Annotated in this window: 9 protein-coding genes; all 9 read left to right on the forward strand. The window is 35.9% G+C overall.

Annotation, left to right across the window (positions count from 1 at the left end; translation table 11 throughout):
- Positions 1 to 337 precede the first annotated feature (337 nt).
- The 9 genes from KMW28_RS23675 to KMW28_RS23715 all read left to right on the forward strand — a co-directional run bounded on the left by KMW28_RS23675 (position 338) and on the right by KMW28_RS23715 (position 20,065).
- The gene (locus tag KMW28_RS23675; protein WP_169661923.1) at positions 338 to 2,623 is read left to right on the forward strand and encodes a glycoside hydrolase family 3 N-terminal domain-containing protein; all 2,286 of its coding nucleotides are present in this window, start codon (positions 338 to 340) and stop codon (positions 2,621 to 2,623) included.
- A gap of 98 nt (positions 2,624 to 2,721) precedes the next feature.
- Positions 2,722 to 5,784: a glycoside hydrolase family 2 TIM barrel-domain containing protein gene (locus KMW28_RS23680; protein ID WP_169661922.1), complete on the forward strand. Its 3,063-nt coding sequence runs from the start codon at positions 2,722 to 2,724 to the stop codon at positions 5,782 to 5,784.
- A 106-nt stretch (positions 5,785 to 5,890) separates the two neighbouring features.
- Entirely contained in the window at positions 5,891 to 9,061 is a 3,171-nt protein-coding gene (locus tag KMW28_RS23685) for a BNR-4 repeat-containing protein (protein WP_169661921.1), read from the forward strand.
- A 73-nt stretch (positions 9,062 to 9,134) separates the two neighbouring features.
- Positions 9,135 to 11,090, forward strand: a complete 1,956-nt coding sequence (locus tag KMW28_RS23690; RefSeq protein WP_169661920.1) for an InlB B-repeat-containing protein — start codon at positions 9,135 to 9,137, stop codon at positions 11,088 to 11,090.
- A gap of 179 nt (positions 11,091 to 11,269) precedes the next feature.
- Complete coding sequence (locus KMW28_RS23695) at positions 11,270 to 12,721, forward strand: hypothetical protein (protein ID WP_169661919.1); 1,452 nt, start codon at positions 11,270 to 11,272, stop codon at positions 12,719 to 12,721.
- 18 nt (positions 12,722 to 12,739) lie between these two features.
- A complete protein-coding gene (locus KMW28_RS23700; protein WP_169661918.1) occupies positions 12,740 to 14,095 on the forward strand; it encodes a BNR-4 repeat-containing protein in 1,356 nt (451 codons plus the stop codon).
- Positions 14,096 to 14,143: 48 nt separating this feature from the next.
- Positions 14,144 to 15,547 carry a sulfatase gene (locus KMW28_RS23705; protein WP_169661917.1) on the forward strand — a complete coding sequence of 468 codons (1,404 nt, stop codon included), beginning with the start codon at positions 14,144 to 14,146 and terminating at the stop codon, positions 15,545 to 15,547.
- A gap of 186 nt (positions 15,548 to 15,733) precedes the next feature.
- Positions 15,734 to 17,452: a BNR-4 repeat-containing protein gene (locus KMW28_RS23710; protein ID WP_169661916.1), complete on the forward strand. Its 1,719-nt coding sequence runs from the start codon at positions 15,734 to 15,736 to the stop codon at positions 17,450 to 17,452.
- A gap of 111 nt (positions 17,453 to 17,563) precedes the next feature.
- Positions 17,564 to 20,065 carry a hypothetical protein gene (locus KMW28_RS23715; RefSeq protein ID WP_169661915.1) on the forward strand — a complete coding sequence of 834 codons (2,502 nt, stop codon included), beginning with the start codon at positions 17,564 to 17,566 and terminating at the stop codon, positions 20,063 to 20,065.
- Positions 20,066 to 20,094 lie beyond the last annotated feature (29 nt).

Genomic DNA, 20,094 nt, shown 5'->3' on the forward strand with positions numbered 1-20,094 from the left:
TAATCAATTTTCATGATCAACAACACAATAGTATTGAATACTGATACTATTGTGTTATAAGTTGATGAGAATACGATTTTACCTTTAGTATGGATTATTTTACATCAATAGAGCCCTGTTTTTCAGCTATTATTGTAATGAGCGAAAGTCATTAGTGGACGAAAGTCCCAATGATTTTTAGCCGAAATGAAATTGATTTGTAGAACGACATTGAATAGTTTATTGGATAATCGATCACCTTTTTTAGTAAGTAAGACTAATAAATAAAATCAGTGATTTGAAGCATCCAAAATAAACGAAGAGAAATAAAGGATAACTTTTTAAAGTGATTGAAAGGATGAATTTTTTTAAAAAAATAACGATAACAATTTTTTGTGTTGGACTAATATCTAGTTTTAAAACAAACGAAGAAAATAAGGTAGCCTTATACAAACAACCAAAAGCAGACATAGAAAGCAGAGTTCAAGATTTATTAAAAAGAATGACGCTTGAGGAGAAGGTGGCTCAAATGAGAATGTTCCATGCCAATAAAGGAGTGGAGTTTAGTGAAGATGGTAAATTAGTGCTTTCCGATGTGGTACAACAAAAACTAACTTTAGGTATTGGTGGAATTAAGAATCCAGGAGAACACAATACGCCAGAGGAAGCGGCAGAGTTAAACAATCAATTACAAAAATACATTATCAAAAATAGTCGTTTGGGTATACCAGGCTTTTTTGTGACAGAATCATATAATGGAGTGGATGCAGCAGGATGTACAAGTTTTGGACGTCCGATCAACATGGCATCAACTTTTAATAGAGCGTTGATCAAAAAGGTGTACGATGCAGTTGGTAGAGAAGCAAGAATGAGAGGTTTACACTTGACCCATTCACCAGAAGCAGATATTGTAAGAGACCCTAGATTTGGTCGTATGAGTGAGGCATTCAGTGAAGATACTTATTTGACTACTCAAATGATTATTAACGCTGTAAATGGATTACAAGGTGATTATGAAGGGTTAAGCAAAACACATATTGGCGCTGTAACAAAACACTTTGCAGGCTATGCTCAATTAGCTGGCGGTACCAATTTCGCATCCATTGAAATTTCTCCTCGCACTTTAATTGATGAAATTTTCCCGCCTTTTGAAGCTGCTGTAAAAGAAGCTAACACTCTAGGAATTATGGCATCTCATGGTGACTTGAACGGTATTGCAAGTCATGCAAACCCTTGGTTATTAACTGAAGTACTTCGTGATCAGTGGAACTTTGAAGGCTATGTGGTTTCTGACGCAAATGATATTGGTCGTTTACACTATTTTATGAAAGTAGCAGAAACACCAGAAGAAGCGGCTTTACTTGGTCTTCTAGCAGGAGTTGATGTAGACCTTTATGCGGAGGATGCTTATGCTTTATTGCCAAAAATGGTAAAAGAAAAGCCTGAGTTGATGCAATACATCGATCGATCTGCAGCTAGAGTATTGCGTACAAAATTCATTTTAGGTCTTTTTGAGGATCCATATATTAAAGTAAAAAAGGTAAACGATAACGTTAGAACTCCTGAAAATTTGGAGTTGGCAAGAGCATCAGATCGTGAATCAATTATCTTATTAAAGAACGATGGTGTTTTACCATTGGACTCGAACAAAGCAATGAAGTTGGCTTTAGTTGGACCTGTTTTAGATGAAACGGTAAAAGAACAATTTGCTTCTATTGTAGGTGAAAACATCACTTTAGTAACAGAAAAAGGATTTGATTTAACCAATGGTAGAGGTGGTATTCCTGAGTTAACTAAGGAGAACATTCAAAAAGAAGGAATTGAAAAAATTATAAATACAGCAAAGTCAGCAGATGTGATTGTTGCCGTAGTTGGAGGAGATGATTTTACATCAAAAGAAGGATTTTTTACTCATGCTTTTGGAGATAGAGATAGCATCGATCCAGTAGGCTTACAAGATGAATTGATTGTAGAACTAAAGAAGTTAGGAAAGCCAGTAGTTATCGTACTTAAACATAGAAGAACGCTATCAGTAAACACATTTGCAAAAGAAGCAGATGCTATGCTCGATTGTTGGGACTTGAGCGAAGAAGGAAATTATGCGATCGCTGAAGTGTTATTTGGTAAAGTAAATCCGTCAGGAAAATTGCCAGTCACAGTTCCAAGATCAATAGGTCAGATTCCTTTCCACTACAGCCAAAAAGAAATTAACTATAAAAAAGGATATCTTTTTGCTGAAAACACCCCATTGTTCGACTTTGGTTTCGGTTTAAGTTACACTCAGTTTGAGTATTCTGATATATCACTTTCATCAAGTGAAATGACTGATGATTCAGAATTGACTGCACGTATTACCATTACCAACAAAGGAGATAGGGCAGGCAAAGAAACAGTTCAGTTATACCTTAAAGATTTGATTGGCCAAGTAGTTAGACCTATGCAAGAATTAAAAGGATTTGAAAAGATTGAATTAGCTGCTGGAGAGAGCAAAGTAGTTTCTTTTAAAATCACTCCAGACATGTTGGAATACACAGGATTAGAAATGAAAAAGATTCCTGGTTATGGAGATTTTGAATTACGCATTGGAAGTTCTAGTGCAGAGTTTAAAGCAACCAATTTCAAATTGAAATCGGGTAAACTATAAAATTTGTTTTGGCAATGTCTTTATGATAGGCAGGATAATCAGCCTTTTCACAAAAGCGATTGCACCCAGTAATTGAATGAACAAACATCTAAAATGTTATGTGGAAGCTTAGTCAGTTAAAATATTGGATGATACTGTTTTTATCAGTACTGATGTTCCAAGTTCATGGACAAAGAATCGAAACTCGATTAGATGAACAATGGAAATTTGTATTGGATGAAGACGAGGCTAATTTCTCCGAAAAAGAATTTGATGATACACAGTGGACGGTATTGAATCTACCTCACGATTGGTCTTTCAATAAGGGCGTAAGAAATGGAGGAGATCAAATGCAAGGTGGTGGTTATCACGATGGAGGAATTGGTTGGTATCGAAAATCGTTTAATGTTACTAAGTCGAGTTTATCAAACATCTTCTATATCAATTTTGATGGGGTGTATATGAACAGTGAAGTTTGGATAAATGGTCATCGATTAGGGACAAGACCTTATGGGTATATTAGTTTTCGTTATTTAATATCAAAATATTTAAAAGAAGGACAAAATACGATTGCGGTTCGTGTGGATAATAGCTTGGAACCTTCAGCTCGATGGTATCACCCTTGTGGAATCTATGCTTCAGTTAATTTAATTGAGGTTAATTCCACACATATTTTACCAAATGGAGTTTTTGTAACGACTCCGAAAATCACCGATAAAAAAGGGATGGTAAATGCTGAAGTGTCCATTGCTACACAAGGAAAAGTAGCTAAGAAGTCCAGGGTAAAGACATCTATTCTGACACAAAATGGAGAATTGATATCTTCATCTGAAAAAAAAATAGGAGAGTTGTCTTCACCTTATCAATTGAAAATGGAGGTGGAGGAACCCAAATTATGGAGTCCCGAATCACCAAATTTGTATGTCTTAAAAACACAGGTGGTTGTTGGTAAAAAAGTAATTGATGAAGTAAATACCACTTTTGGTTTCCGTACAATCAAATGGGATAATGGTACAGGTTTCTGGTTGAATGGAAATAATGTAAAACTAAAAGGGGTTTGCGAACATTGGGAAGGCGGTCCCGTCGGAGGAGCGTGGACAAAGCCTATGCTTCGATGGAAACTACAATTACTAAAAGATATGGGCATTAACGCTATACGTCCATCTCATAACCCAACGCCACCTATGTTTTACGATATATGTGATGAGATTGGTTTGTTAGTGATGGATGAAATCTTTGATGGATGGCACAAAAAAGCACCTGAAGATTATGGTAAACAAGCTTTTGATGAGTGGTGGCAGAAAGATATCGAAGAATGGATCAAAAGAGATCGTAATCATCCAAGTATTTTTGTCTATAGTTTAGGGAACGAAACACATAGTGATATTGCTCCAGAATTGGTAGCATTCAGTAGAAATATCGACCCGACAAGATTGTACACTTCGGGTGCAGGCAATAGCGAAGACATGGATATTATTGGAGTAAATGGAGGATCAGAAACCCAAACTTTTATAGAGAACAAACGTTTCGAAAAACCATTTATTTCTACAGAAGCACCACATACATGGCAAACAAGAGGGTATTACAGAACTCAAACTTGGTGGAGAGACAATGAGCTTCCTGGGACGTATGAATTACCAAACTTGACAGATAAAGAAATTTTCTTTTATGAAGGATTGGATCCCAAAAAGTGGAAAAATAGAAAACAACGTTTCAACTCATCTTATGATAATGCAACAGTAAGAATATCAGCTAGAAAGAGTTGGGAACAGGTACGTGATAATCCTTGGATCAGTGGTCATTTTCGTTGGACAGGATTTGATTATTACGGAGAAGCAGGACTTGTACATGGAGGTTTACCTTTCAACTTATTTATGGGAGGAGCCTTGGATGTAGCAGGTTTCAAAAAAGACTTGTTCTATTTCTATCAAAGTCAGTGGACAGAGAAAACAATGGTTCACATTTTACCTCATTGGACACATCCTAGAATGAAGGTGGGAACTGAAATTCCAGTATGGGTATATTCTAATGCAGAGGAAGTGGAACTATTCTTTAATGGTACATCATTGGGTAAGGACAAGCCTGGGACAGTATGGAACGAAATGCAATGTGAATGGATGGTTCCTTATCAAAAAGGTACTTTAGAAGCAGTTGCTTATATAGATGGAAAAGTAGTTAAAAGAACTTCAGTAAGCACTAGTGGAGCTCCAGAAGTTTTGAGTACGGAAATCACCAAACTAAAAGCAGAAGATGGCTTTTCTGATAGTTATATCATTACATCTCAGAGTTTGGATAAAGAGGGAAACTTATATCCGTACGGGGAGAATAAAGTGTATTATAAGTTGATGGGCGATCTTCAAAAAGTATCCATGGAAAATGGTAATCCAATCGATCCAACTAGTCGAACAAAATTGGATTACAGAAGCTTATTCTTTGGTAAAAATAGATTATTCGCTAAGGCATCAAATAATGCTCATTCAGCTACTTTAGTGACCGCTTCTATTTTGGGAGATAAAGCCTTGTACTTGTCAGATAGTATTTTCATCGATGTGGAACAACTATCGATTATAGGACAAAATGATAGGATGGATTTAGAAGTACTTTACACTACAGATGCATCAGATCCATTAAAAAGCGGGAAAGAATATAAAGCTGGTTTTACAGTTAAAGATGGAACTACGGTGAAAGCTGTAGTGCTTTCGAATAATGTAGAGTTACTCTCCATGAGCGAAAATTTTGGTAAAAATGAAGGTCTATTTTGGGGAGATGAACACTCCGCAGATATGTGGATTGGTCGAGGAGTAAACATTGCAGCAGAAGAGGCCATTTTAAATGGTAATGCCAAAGTATCAAATGATGCTTACCGTTATAAAGGGACAGGTTTTGTACAATTTGATAAAGGCGAGGGATCGGTTACTTGGTTTAAAGAAAACGATGGTGAGGCAGGAGATTTTAGCATACGTTTTCGCTACATGCACAATAACCAAAATGAACTGCATCCTATGAAATTATACGTGAATGGAACGTATGTAAAAACATTCGATTTTAAGCCAACTGGCGGTTGGGAAAAGGAGTGGAAGTTTGTTAATACCATTGTCAATTTCCAAGCGGGGGCGAACGAGATCAAACTAGAAACCACTGGAAAAAGTGGTCCTTATTTAGACGAACTATTCGTGGATTAGTCCACGAAGAAATGAATGATATAAAAGGAAATCTGATCTAACAAAGAACATGTGATAGATCTGTTTTTCCTCACTGAACAATTTGAATTATTACTTAACAGACAGTATGAAAGAACGATTAACTATTTTATTAAAACATCGTGTTTTAATGCTTTCTCTTTGCGTTCTATGGTTTAATATCACTCAAAGTGTGTATGCACAAGTGACCTTAGAAAAAGAAGTGAAAATTACTGATAAGGCACTATACTTTGATGGTGTCAAAAATCAGAATAGCACCAATGATGATCCCAATTCAGCATATGATTATGCTTATGGGAACTCGATCAACCCTCATGGCGATTGCATCAAGACCTACAAGGAATATGTATTTATGACTTGGTATCAAGGAGGTAAAGACAACCGTCATGTGATGTTGACACGTTACAATACTTCAACAGGAAGCATAAAAACCATAGAGTTTCCACACAGACACACAGGACTAAGTGGAAAGTGGTGGATTGGAGAAACACACAACACTATTGCTATTGGTATTAGTCCAATTAACGGGACAATACACCTCGCTTACGATATGCATGCCTACTCTAATAGCGGTAATTTCGTGAATGATTATTTCCGTTATTCTTATTCCGAAGAAAACGTTGCAGAGTTGACCGACGACGAATTTACCCTAGATAAATTTGTGAAAGATCCTATTGACGGTGATTACAGACATTGTACCATGAGTGGTGTTCGTAATGCATCGAACTTTTCTAAAATGACTTATCCAAAATTCTTCTTAAATACCGAGGGAGAGTTGTTTTTATGTATGCGTAAAGGGACCTCTCATGATGGTGCGATGATGTATATTAAGTACGACGATTCTGAAAATAAATGGGGACTTTTTGAAGGGGTCACTGCTCTTGGTGCTCAAAGTAAAGGGGAGACCCACGATTGGAGTATTTATGGTAACATGAAATTCGCAGGCGGTAAAATGAGATTGGGTTTTCAACGTAGATTACGCAATGGATCTGATAAATTTCAGTATCAAAACGGCGTATATTATGCTTATTCGGATGATCCAACGGGTGCTTCACTTTGGAAAAACTATAAAGGTGAACCAATGACACTTCCTTTAGTGAAAGCAGAGGAAGTCTTAATCTTTGAACCAGGAGATTATGTAGAAACTACTCAGCAAAATATGGTTCACATTGTGGGTGGATTCGATTTTGAGGTCACAGATAGAGGAGATGAACATATTGTATCTCAAGTAAAAGACAAACAATTTAATGTCACTAAAAAGCTGCATACATATAGGAAAGCAGGCGATAGTGAGTTTACAACTGTAGAGTACAATGCAGGAAGCGAATTATATACCTCAGGAAATGATATTTATGTTATTGGCCTTAAAAACGGTAGAGTAAACATTGTAAAAACACAAGGAGGCACAAGCAATTTTCAGGAAGTGTACCAACATACTACAGGACCAACTTTTGATAAAGGAATAGTTCATGTAAGCGATGGTAAATTATACTATTACCTAAAAGAAAATGGAGGCTCAGGTGATCAACGTACTACTTACTTGCAAGTATTTGATTTAGACATCAAGCCATTTAACGTTGGTCTAACTTATCCACTCGATAAAACAACACATATTTTAGGGCAGTCAGTAACGCTATCAGCGGAGATTTCGGGTACAGCAGACATTGAAAAGGTTGATTTTAAAGCAAATGGCACCTTACTGAAATCCGTTACTACCTCACCTTATACTACAGAATGGACACCGACACAACAAGGGGATTATACAATTGAAGCTGTAGCATTTGATAAACAAGGTGAAGAAGTGCTTTCCCCAAGCGTTGGTATTACTGTTTCTGACCCTAAGTATGTTTTATCTTTTAAAGAACTTATCGACAATCAAGAAATTCCCTTAGGAAGTGATTTAGATGTAGAAGCTGAGGTAGGTAATGGCTATAAAGAGGTGACACTTTTTGTTAATGATGTAAATGTCGGGACGTTATCAGAAGCTCCCTTTATTTGGTTATCCTCTTTAATTGAAGCATTAAGAAATCTAACAGAAGCAGAATATATTCTTAAGCTCGTCGCATTAGATGATCAGGATAACTCAGTAGAACATAGTATCAAAATAACCACTCCTCAACTGATTCAATGGGCTTATACAGACGATAATCAGCCCCATACTATTCCAGGTAAAATAGAATTTGAACATTACGATCACGGTGGATTTGATATTGCCTATTGGGATAAAGTGAATCAAAATTCTTCATCATTTAGACCAAATGAAATGGTAGATATCAGTTCTGATGGGACCAAAGTACGTGATATTAAAACAGATGAATGGTTAGAATATACCATCAATGTGACGGAACCAGGGGAATACGAATTACTCGTGAATCATCAAAGTAGAAGGTCTCCTGAAGTGGAACAACTTACGGTATCTTTTCCAGATGAGAACATCACTTTTATTAGCAATAAGCAACTGACGTATACAGGAAACGGACCTTTTATTACTGAAAAAGCCGGCTCGTTTTATTTAGAAAAAGGAGATCATGTATTACGTTTTACTTTTTTGCAATTTGGCTTTGATGTCGATTTTTTCGAATTGAATAAAATAGGGGGTGGGTATTTGGTGACTTTCAATGATGGTACAAATACAGTAACGACTTACTCCAAAGAAGACGGAACGTGTGATCTACCTGAAAACCCTACTCGTGAAGGCTATGAGTTTAATCGATGGGTTACTGTGGATGGGGAAGTATTTGATGAAAATACGGTAGTGACGGAAGATATTGAAGTGCATGCAGTTTGGTCTAGAGCAAATAAATTGGATCTGATCTACAACAGGGATCATGGAACAGTGGATGTGAGTTGGGATACAAATGGAAACATTGTATTGACAGCTGAACCGAATGAAGGGTACACTTTTGAAGGATGGTCAGGTGATCATGATGGAACTGAAAATCCAGCAGTAATTCCATCAGGGAAAGATTATACAATCACTGTGGTTTTCAAAGAAGTCGACAACGCTGTTACATCAATTGATCTTTTTGAAAAAGGAGTGAATGTCTATCCTAATCCATCCAACGGAATCATCAATATCGAATTACCTGAGGTAGAACAAGCGGCCTATAAAGTATTTGATACTGATGGTCGATTAATCACTCAGGGCAAATTTATAAACAAAATCACTTTAGAAATACCGAGTAAAAAACGAGGTATTTATTTCTTAGAAATTATCACTGAACACGGTGTAGCCACCAAAAAAATAATCATAAAGTAGTACGAATAGAAAACAACATTCAGGTGTATCACACCGCTTTTCTATCTATAAACAATTGAAATCTTTAAGCAATATGAAACAAAAATTATCAACATCAGGAGTACACTCCTTCGTAAAAAACTATGTTTTAACTTTCGCTCTCTTACTTATTGGAGTATGTTCTATTCAAAGCGTTTCTGCACAAGAGAGTATTGTCGTAGAAATCACATCTCCAGAACAAGCATCAACTCAATATAAAGGGTATGAGATAACAATTTCTGCTAATGCCAGTGCAGATCCGGGTATCGAAAGAGTGAACTTCAAGGTGAATGATCAGCAAATCAAATCAGATCCAACTCAACCTTATGCTACTACTTGGACACCAACAGAAGTGGGTACTTACAGAATTACAGCAGTAGCAGTAGATAACGAATCGTTTAGAAAAACTTCCGAAGAAATTGTCATTACCGTAATAGAAGCAACAGATGTGGAACAACTTCCATACACTGATGAAAACCTTCCTCATGCAGTACCGGGAAGAATTGATTTTGAACATTATGATAATGGAGGAAAAAACATTGCTTATTGGGATAAGACGGATGTAAATGCATCAGAATTTAGATCAGACGAAACAGTAGATATCTCTACAGATGGAACTAAGGTGCGTGATATTAAGGAAAATGAATGGTTAGAATATACTATTGAAATTCCGGAAACAGGAGACTATGATGTATTGGTAAATCACCAAACAAGAAGAAGCCCTGCTTATGAACAACTTACGGTGTCATTCTTTGATGAAGGTATTGAATTCATTTCGAAAAAGATGTTGACAAATACAGGTTCAAGTGCTTATATGACTGAAAAAATCGGTACCGTAAATATGGAGGCAGGTGTACATGTGTTACGTTTCCACTCTTTAAGTTATGGTTATGATCTTGATTATTTTGTATTAAATAAAGCAGGAGCATCTTATACAGTCACATTTAACGATGGTGTGGGTACTTCTACTGCTACAACAGATGAAAACCTAAATGTAGTATTACCAGAAGATCCAACTCAAGAAGAGAAAGTTTTTCAGTATTGGGCAACAAGTGATGGTGAAGTCTTTGATGAGAACTCTGTCGTAACTTCAAACATGGAAGTGATAGCTGTTTACACTGCAAAAACGTATGCTGTAAATATTATTTCTGAAACAGGAACAGTAACGATATCACCTGAACAAGATGGATATGAACTGAATACTGAGATTACATTAACAGCCACTGCTGATGATCTTTACGAGTTTAGTTCATGGTCTGGTGATGCTACAGGAACTGAGAATCCAATTACTATTACAGTAACTGGAGAATTAAATATTACTGCACATTATGAGACTTCGGTACAACTATATGATGTCACATTTAATGATGGAGAAAATACTGTAGTTGTAACTACCTATGCTGATGGTACATGTAAATTGCCAGATACTCCTGTACATCAAGACAAAATCTTCCAACATTGGGAAATGAGTAATGGAGACATCTTTGACGAGACGACAGTTGTTACTGAAAATATTGAAGTAAATGCAGTTTGGGAAGTGAAGAAATTTACAGTAACTGTTGTTGCAGAAAATGGATCAGTAAATATCTCTCCTGAATTTATTGTGCACGAAAGCGGTTCTGAAATTACTTTGACAGCTACGGCTTCTAGTGGGTACGAGTTTACATCATGGTCTGGTGATTATGAAGGAACAGAAAATCCTTTAACGATGACTATCAGACAAAACATGAATATCACTGCTAATTTTATTACAAGTACTGTTGCTTCGGTAAATCAACTTGATATGGTATCGAAGGTATATCCAAACCCTTCGAATGGAGTGGTAAATGTTGAATTTGCGTCTTCAGATCAAGTAACTTATAAAGTGGTGAGTTTAAATGGAGCTTTACTTAAAGAAGGTGTTTTCACCAATAAAGTAAGCATCGATTTATCGGATCAAACTCCAGGTTTATACTTAATTGAGTTACAAACAAAAGATGGATTTGTAACGAAGAAAGTTTTAATCAAATAGGTAATACAGGAATATAAAATCACGTTGGCCGCTTTTAGTTATTACGCTTAAAGTGGCTATCGTGAATTTTTTATTTCTAGCTTCCTCCATTTTCAATTGCTCATCAAAAACCACTTCCAATGATAAAAAGTATAATACCAATTCTCATTTTTTTCAGTCTATTGCTCGGTTGTAAAAGTATGAAGGTAGAGGATGTTACTCCAGTTATAGATAATAAAGAAAAGGAGGAAATAGTAGAAAAAACACCAGAAGATGAAATTGATGTAGAGCGCCCTGAAAACTATCCGTTTAGTATTGAAGAAAGAGTTTCTGCAACTTTAAATGTAGATACATCAACCAAAGAGAAATTTAAAAACCAATTACTAGGATATAATATTGAAGGCTTTAAATCATCAACAGAAAAGGATTTTATCAGGAAGTTTAATCCGGTAAGTATTCGCTTTCCAAGTGGTTTATGGTCTAACTTTTATCAATGGCAAACGGATGGTTATCAAAATGATAGTTGGGACAATAAAAGTCATGAAGCCTCATTGGATATTTATGCTGAAAAAATTAAAGGAAACATAAATGATATAGCTTCACTTAACCAAGAAAAACTAACTAACTATGGAAAAGGTTTTCATATGATGTGGACCTATTCCATGAACTTTGATGATGCCGAAAGTTGTGTGGCTAGGGCAGAAAAAGATGAAGCATTGGGTTTTGAAATCAAAGATATTGAATTAGGCAATGAGCACTTTTGGAAATCACAGCGTTCTAATCAAACCAAAACGGAATACGATTATCTAAATAGGGCATCCTCTGTAGCAAATGGATTGCATCAACGTTTTCCAGAAGTAAGAGTTTCTATTCCATTGAGTTGGAGAAGGACTCATGAGGAATACAATAAGGTCATTATTGGCGATCAACAATATTTCGATGCTATTTCTTTACATAAATATATGGGAGCAGATCCCGATGTTCCAGGAGAAAGTAATTCAGCTTATAGTGCATTATTGACTTCCAGAGAAGTGTTAGAGGAGGATGTTCTATGGATAAGAAGCCTTGCAGGAGATAAACCAATTTGGATGACAGAATGGGGAGTAAGTGCTAATTCGGATGTAGAAGTGAATTCTGGAGCCTGCTTAGGAATGGCAGACGTTTACCTTTATATGGCAGAAAATCAAAATGTATTTGATAGAGCCAATTGGTTTATTTTTAATAAAGCACTCAATCCAATGGTAGTAGTCGATGATAGACGAAAGCCAGTCTATCCACTTCAAAAAAGAGGATATTTGTCGGTTCTTGAAATTTTTAATGAGGTATTTATGGATGCTGATATAATTGCATCGAGTATCACCTCTACTAAATTGAATGAGACTATGAATGCTGTAAATGCGGTGATGGTGGATAAGGAAGGGAAACAAAAAATTATTGCAGTCAATCTATCCTATAAAACAGCACTTTTCAAAGTACTATTTGATAATCAAGAGAGAGTGCAATCCTATAAACATCAAGCACTTGTATTTGAAGAGTTAGGTCCAGTAGCTAATATTGGAATCGACGAAGATCCTAAGGTTTTGATAAATGAAGAGGCTAAAAACCTTGAGCTTCCACCTCTATCCATCAGTATAATCGAATTGAATAACTAAGCTATTAACGGATAAACCATGAATGAAAAATATACTTATTGGTTAAAGAAGATCCTATTTCTTCCATGCCTTATTATCTCCCTTTTTACACAAGCACAAGAAGTCGATTATTTCTCCAATAATGCTTTTGGAAACCCGGTGACAGGGCATTCAGGCGAATACTATAATGGAGTGACTTATGTTGCCTATCAAGGTGAAAAAGAAGATGCTTTTGTAGCGGCTTATAACCATAAAACAAAAAAATGGATAGGCCCATTCAAGGCAGGAACAAGTTTACTAGGTAAGAAAGCTGGGAAAATTGATAACCACGGAAAGCCTTCTTTAATTGTGGATGGAGCCGGATATATACATGTTGTTTTTGGTGGACATGGAGGTTCAAAAAAGATGGGTGTTAATCCATTAGGGAATTACAATAGCGGTAAACAAATACATGTGGTTACCAAACGGCCAATGGACATATCAAGTTGGGAGGTCGTAGATAATCTAACACCTTTTGCTACATATAGTCAGTTTATCAAAATGGATAACGGAGATATTTATTTATTCTTTAGGCATGGTGCACATCGAAGTAATTGGGTGTATCAAGTCTCTAAAGACAATTGTAAAACGTTTTCTTCAGTAAAATCCATCGTAAAAGCTAAGCCTACATCACCAACAAAAGTATGTAATGATGTGTATGACTCTTGGTATTTAGACTTTCATAAGGGAAGTAATAATGAGATTTTGGTGGCTTATAATTATCATGTGTGTAAAAATATGAGACCACATGATAGTGAACGTCATAACTGTTATTACATGAAATTGAATACTGAAAACGAAGAGTGGTATAATGTAAAAGGAGAGGTTTTGAAATTGCCAATAACAAAAGAATATGCCGATAAGAAAACAATGGTGGTCAATACCGGAGATCGTTGGGGACAAATTGGCCGAGCATTTATGAATAATCAAGGGCAACCACATGTATACTGGTATGAAGGAGAATATGATCAATCAAAGCATGGAGGTCCAAAAAAGTTGGTCAATTATTATTGGACAGGCTCTGAATGGATTGGAAATGATACCAATTTGCCTGTGGAAGGTAGAGGGGACGTACTTATGAATTCTAAAGAATCTCTTCAATACCTCATAGGTTATAAAGAAGGTACTTCATCTGAAGTAGCTTGGTGGAGTAGTAAAGATGTGGGGCAAAACTTCCAAAGAGGGAAGGTATTAATGAAAGAAAAGGGAGCGAAATTCAAACTATCTAATTTCATCAGAAATGCACACCCTGATGCTAGAATAATAGCTACCCAAAAAATAGATGGAACAAATTATTCTAAAGTTTTTCTCATTGGTGATAATGGTCCCATAAAACTATTAAAAGTGGAAAACTAAGTCAAATGTTCTATTCATTCGAAATGTTGAATTATAACCATCAAATAAATGAAAAAATATATCTTTTTAACCTTGATTGCCTTAGTTGTAATCACTTCTTGTTCGATACAAAAACAGAATACTGAAACACAAACCAAACCACCTAATATACTCTTTATAGCTGTTGATGATTTAAGGCCTGAGTTGAATTTTTATGGAGCAAAACATATCTACTCTCCTAGCCTTGACAAATTAGCGAGCGAAAGCTTAGTCTTTGATCAAGCTTATTGTAATATTCCCGTTTGTGGAGCATCAAGAACGAGTTTATTAACGGGTGTTCGACCTACAAGAACTCAAATGCTTGATGCAAGAACGCAAAAAGATATCGATCTTCCTGATGTTGTATCTCTTCCTATGCTTTTCAAACAAAATGGTTACACTACTATTTCTAATGGAAAGATTTATCATCACAAAAAGGACGACGCATTAGCATGGGATGAAATTTGGCACCCCGATCGATTATGGGATTTTGCTTTGAAAGAAAATCAAGAATTAAGAGAAAGAACAAAAAGAGGTTTGCCCTTTGAGAAAGCAGATGTGGCAGATTCGGTATACAGGGATGGGAAATTAGCACTTAAAGTGATCAATGATTTAAAGAAACTCAAAAAACAAAATCAATCTTTCTTCCTGACAATGGGTGTAGCAAAACCCCATCTCCCTTTTACAGCCCCCAAAAAGTATTGGGATCTATACGATAGGGAATCCATTAAATTACCAGAAAGTTATGTCCAACCGGAAAGTACACCCAAAGTGGCTTTTCATAAATTTGGAGAACTTAGACAATACGAAAGTGTTCCCAAAAAGGGAGATATTTCTGATGAAATGGCAAAAGAGTTGATTCACGGTTACTATGCATGCGTAAGTTATATCGATGCTCAAATTGGACTTGTTCTAGAAGAACTAGAAAATCAAGGATTAGCTGATAATACCATTGTAATTCTTTGGGGTGACCATGGATGGAATCTCGGAGATCACAAGCTTTGGTGTAAACATGTCACTTTCGAAAAGGCTTTGAGAACACCTCTGATTTTAAAAGTACCCGGTAAAACCAGTGGTCAACGAACAGATGCGATCACAGAATACATTGATGTTTATCCTACATTGGCTGAATTAGCAGGTCTGAATGTTCCGAAAACAGCAGTGGGACAAAGTATGGTTCCAATTCTTAATGGTGATACGAGTGAGAAAGATTGGGCGGTGTGCAAATTTAAAGATGCTGTCACCTTAATTAAAGGAGATTTATTTTATACCGAATGGACCGACGTTGAAGGGGTGGCTTATGAAAGAATGCTTTTCGATCACAAAACAGATCCATTGGAATTGGATAACCTTGCTGAGAAAAAAGAGTATGCAGAAGTGGTAGAGAAACTATCTATAGAATTAAGACAAAAATGGGGAGATCAGTTTCTGTAAAAACTATCTACAAAAGAGTAAATAAGTATATAAAAAGCAGTAAAATAGTCTAATAGAATGATAGAATATACGATATCACCCATCTATTAGACTATTTTTTTATGACTTCACTTTAGTTTTAAATCAAACTTCAAGAGAGTTGACTTTTTTGATTTAGAAATGATAATGACAATAACAAACTAAAGTATGAAAGCGACATTTTACTATATAACCTCATTGATTTCTTTTCTTTTTATGACTGTGCAAACTTCAGCACAAGTAGAAAGAATATTTGAAGTAAAAGTGACAGACTCCGGTTTATATTTTGATGGTGAAGAAAGAAAATCAAATTTGGAAGTAGATAATCCTGGATTTGAGTATTATTTTGGTAGACGAATAACACCACATGGGGATTGTATCAAGAAGTATGGGGATTTTTTATTCTTGACGTGGTACATGGGAGGAGAAGAAAATAAAAATGTGATGTTATCTCGTTTGCATATCCCTACCCAAACTTTAGAAACCGTGAAGTTTGAACATACACATGTGGGTTTTAGAAATACTTACACACACATAGGCGATTCACATAATACCATTGCGGTAGGTGTTTGTCCGTTAGATAACACTGTTCACTTGTTGTATGATATGCACTCTTACAGTAAAGCCGACTTCCCCGATACTTATTTCAATTATCAAGTATCTTTAGAAGGAGCAGCACTCGCCCCAGTAGGATCTTTTAATCGAGATTTATTTAGATCGAAACAAACGTATTTAAATGCATCATATAATTATTCAGACATCACTTACCCTAACTTTTTCCTAAATGATGACGATGAGTTATTTGTTTGGTTTAGAGAAGGAGGGAACAATAACGGTATGTATAAGTTTGCAAAATATACCGATGGCGTTTGGGGACCATTCACAAACTTCAGTACACTCAATGCAAAATCAAAAGGCAACCTTTACAATTGGGGTTTATATGGCGATTTAAAATATATCAATGGTAAACTTAGAGTGGGATTCCTAAAACGAATGAGTTACAATGATGATAAGTATGTCTACAATAATGGATTTCATTATGGATATACAAACGATCCATCGGGAGAGACTGAATGGTATAACTATAAAGGTGAATCATTCTCAATTCCGTTGGTAAGTCCAGAGAAATTATTTTTCTACGAACCAGGTGATGTGGTGACTCAAGGCGGAGCAAATTCTGTTCGTATATCTACTGGAGTAAACTTTACAGTAACTGATAATGAATCCGTTCATTTCATTACAAATAGTATTAAGAGTGAAGTTGATAATCAGAAAAAGAATGTCCACGCCTATAAAAAAGCAGGTGATGATGATTTCACGATTACAACTGACTTTCCTGGGGGTGACCTTTATGCCGTAGATGGAGATATGGTTTATTTGATCAGTATGAAAAACAATAAACCTTATATCTTAAAAGCGGAAGGTGGCACAAACAATTGGGAAGAATTGTACACGGCAACAGATGGCATCAATATGCTTCATTCTAATATTTTGATTCAAGATGGGCAATTATTTGTGTATGCCATGGAAAGAAATGTGAGTGGAGATGCTCGTCCAATTTATATACAAGGATATGATTTAGGTATTGAGCCTGTAGAAGAAGAACCAAACCCGGATCCCGATCATGAAACTGACCCAGAAACAGATCCTGAGGACGAGATTATCAGCTCAACTTCTTTGGATAACGCTCCATTTAAATGTTTTGGTGCTACAGGGGCTATAAAACTTTCTGAAATGTCATCAAGAAACGAAGTGGTGGTTTATAACCTTTTTGGATCTTTAGTTTATCATCAAGTGGTAAATACAACGCACCTTACTATTCCTTTACGTTCAGGCTTGTACATTGTGAATGTATCGGGACATACTAAAAAAGTGTTTGTAAAATAGGTTGTTGTTCAAACCGTTTTACATTTTGATTTTAAATCATAGGCAGTAAGAATACTTGTCTATGGTTTTAAATCAATTAAACAGCTAAAACTTTAGAAATAGAATGAGCAAATGAATTATATAACTAGTAAATACCGAAACAACTTTTTAAGGAGAGCTTTTTTACTGATACTTCTATCCATCAATTTTATTTTTAAAAGTCAGGCACAGTCCTTAAAACATCCCATCATTTGGATTACAGAAGACGAAAAGGAAGAAATATATAATAAGATCGGAGAATATGGTTGGGCACAAGAGTTATTAGATCAAACCTATGCCACTGTAGATAAAAAAGTAGATTTACATAAGGCTGCTCCAAGTTGGTGGATTAGTAAAATACCACCTCTTGCCAAAGATGATAATATTCCAGAGTTAAAAGTAAAAACGGTGCATCAGCATGGGGCATTCACAGGACAAGCAGCCCACGCTGCATTGATTTATTACCTCACAGGGAAAGATGAATATGCACAATATGCGGCAGACATCATTTGGCATTATGGATCCGAATTATCTACCAGAGAAGGACACAATACCTCTATTTGCGGCTACCCATTTTATGATGCAAGAACCTCTTATGGACAAATTGCCATCGCTTATGATTTTATATATAATTGGCTGAAAGAGCCGAATAGAAAAGTATATTCCCTTTCTCAAAAGAACTATATAGATTATGATAATGCAGTGATGCAAAAGGCGGTATTGAATATGACCGATAACATTCTGCAAGAATATGGTCGACCGGATGTACATGGGAAATTTATTTCTAATCACCCTGTTCTAACAGCTCCCGGAGCGTTATTCCTGATATTATGTTTAGAAAATGATAAAGAAAGAGAACATCTGTTTGATGTCTTTTGGGAGGAAGGCACATACCATCAGAATTCATTTAAAAATACGATTTTACCCATGTTTGGGGAGCAAGGCATATGGCCTGAGTCAACAAGCTACAGTTTTATGGGGAACATCACTATGATTCTTAATATCATAGATCGGATTAAACCAGAAATGAATGTCTATAAGGATTATAAAAATATTCTAGAAGGTAATTTTTTATTTGATAACCTCCGATATCCTGATAGAAGATTTGTCTCTTATGGAGATACACATCGCAAAAATGATGGGACTGAAAAATTGTATCGATATACGCTGAACCTTGCTCAAAGAAGAGGATTGAAAGACTTTGAACATAAAGCACAAGTAGCTTTAAAACAAAGATATGATGCTCAGGGAGGGTATAAACCTAAAGTGAGTGTAAATACCTTTGGGAATTACGGTACATTTACAAATTTGTTATGGGGTAGTAATATTCCTGATGTCATTGAAGGAGAAATTGATTTCCAAAAACCAACAGTAGTAATTAAACATGCAGGAGTGGTTTTACAAAGAAATTATGTCGATAAAAATAATGAAGAATATGGATTGTGTGGTGTAATTGGAGGAGCCCATTATGTTCACTCTCATGCTACTGGTATTTCCATGGAACTCTATGGTGCAGGCTATGTGATGTCTCCTCAAGCAGGTTTACCTACAAGTGTAGCACAAAGGAGAATACCACTACACGAACATTACTTTAGATTATATGCAGGAAACAATACCGTTGTAGTTAATGGGTCTTCTCATGGATTGGATGAAGGATCTTGGAAAGGTAGAGCAAATGTTTGGCAAAATACTACTGTAAATGTAGCGTCAGAACCACTTCATTTAGAAAAACCAATTGCACAAAACTTCAATTTTGCTACTCAACATCTTGATGATAATGTCAATAATGCAGTACAAGAGCGTACGTTGAGTACCATCCGAACCAGTCCAACAACAGGCTATTATTTTGATATGTTCCGATCTAAATCATTAGGAGAAAATAAATTCCATGATTACATCTATCATAATATTGGAGATAAAATGACGGTTTTGGATGAAGAAGGAAAGAAGCTCAAAACGAAATCAACGGATAAGTATCAAAATGATATTGGTGACCAAGTGCAATCACCGGGTTGGCGTTATTTCGAGGACACGAAGTCGTCTACATCAACTGATCAATCTATTTCCGTTAGATATGATTTAAATGAGGATAAGAAGTATATGCATCAGTTTTTGCCTTCAGGAATTGCTCGAGAATACACCACAGCTTTAGCTCCTCCTAGTCGTGATATTAATGAAGCTTATCTTGATAAGAAAACAAAAGTATTAGTGGTTAGGCAAAAGGGAGAAGCATGGGACAGACCGTTTATTTCGATTTATGAGCCTAGTGCTTCTAAAACATCAAGTATTCGTAATGTAACTCCATTGAAAGATGGAGAGGCGATCATTGGTGCAAAAGTAACTTCTGAAGTGGAGGGAACTCATATTGTAGATTATATCATATGTGCAGAGAGTTCGGATGTACACTATACGAATTCAGACTTATATCTTCAATTCATTGGTCGTTTCGGAATTGTTAGGGAGACAACGACTACAAGTGGAGAACAAGAAACAGCACTCTATATAGGAGAGGGACAAAGTTTATCCTTCAAAGGATTAAAGCTTAATTCCGGTAGTCAAAATAAAGCTTTCAAAATATTCAATCTTACTCAATAGTAATCAAATATTAGTCTGTATAGACTTAA

The organism is Flammeovirga yaeyamensis, assembly GCF_018736045.1.
GTDB lineage: Bacteria > Bacteroidota > Bacteroidia > Cytophagales > Flammeovirgaceae > Flammeovirga > Flammeovirga yaeyamensis.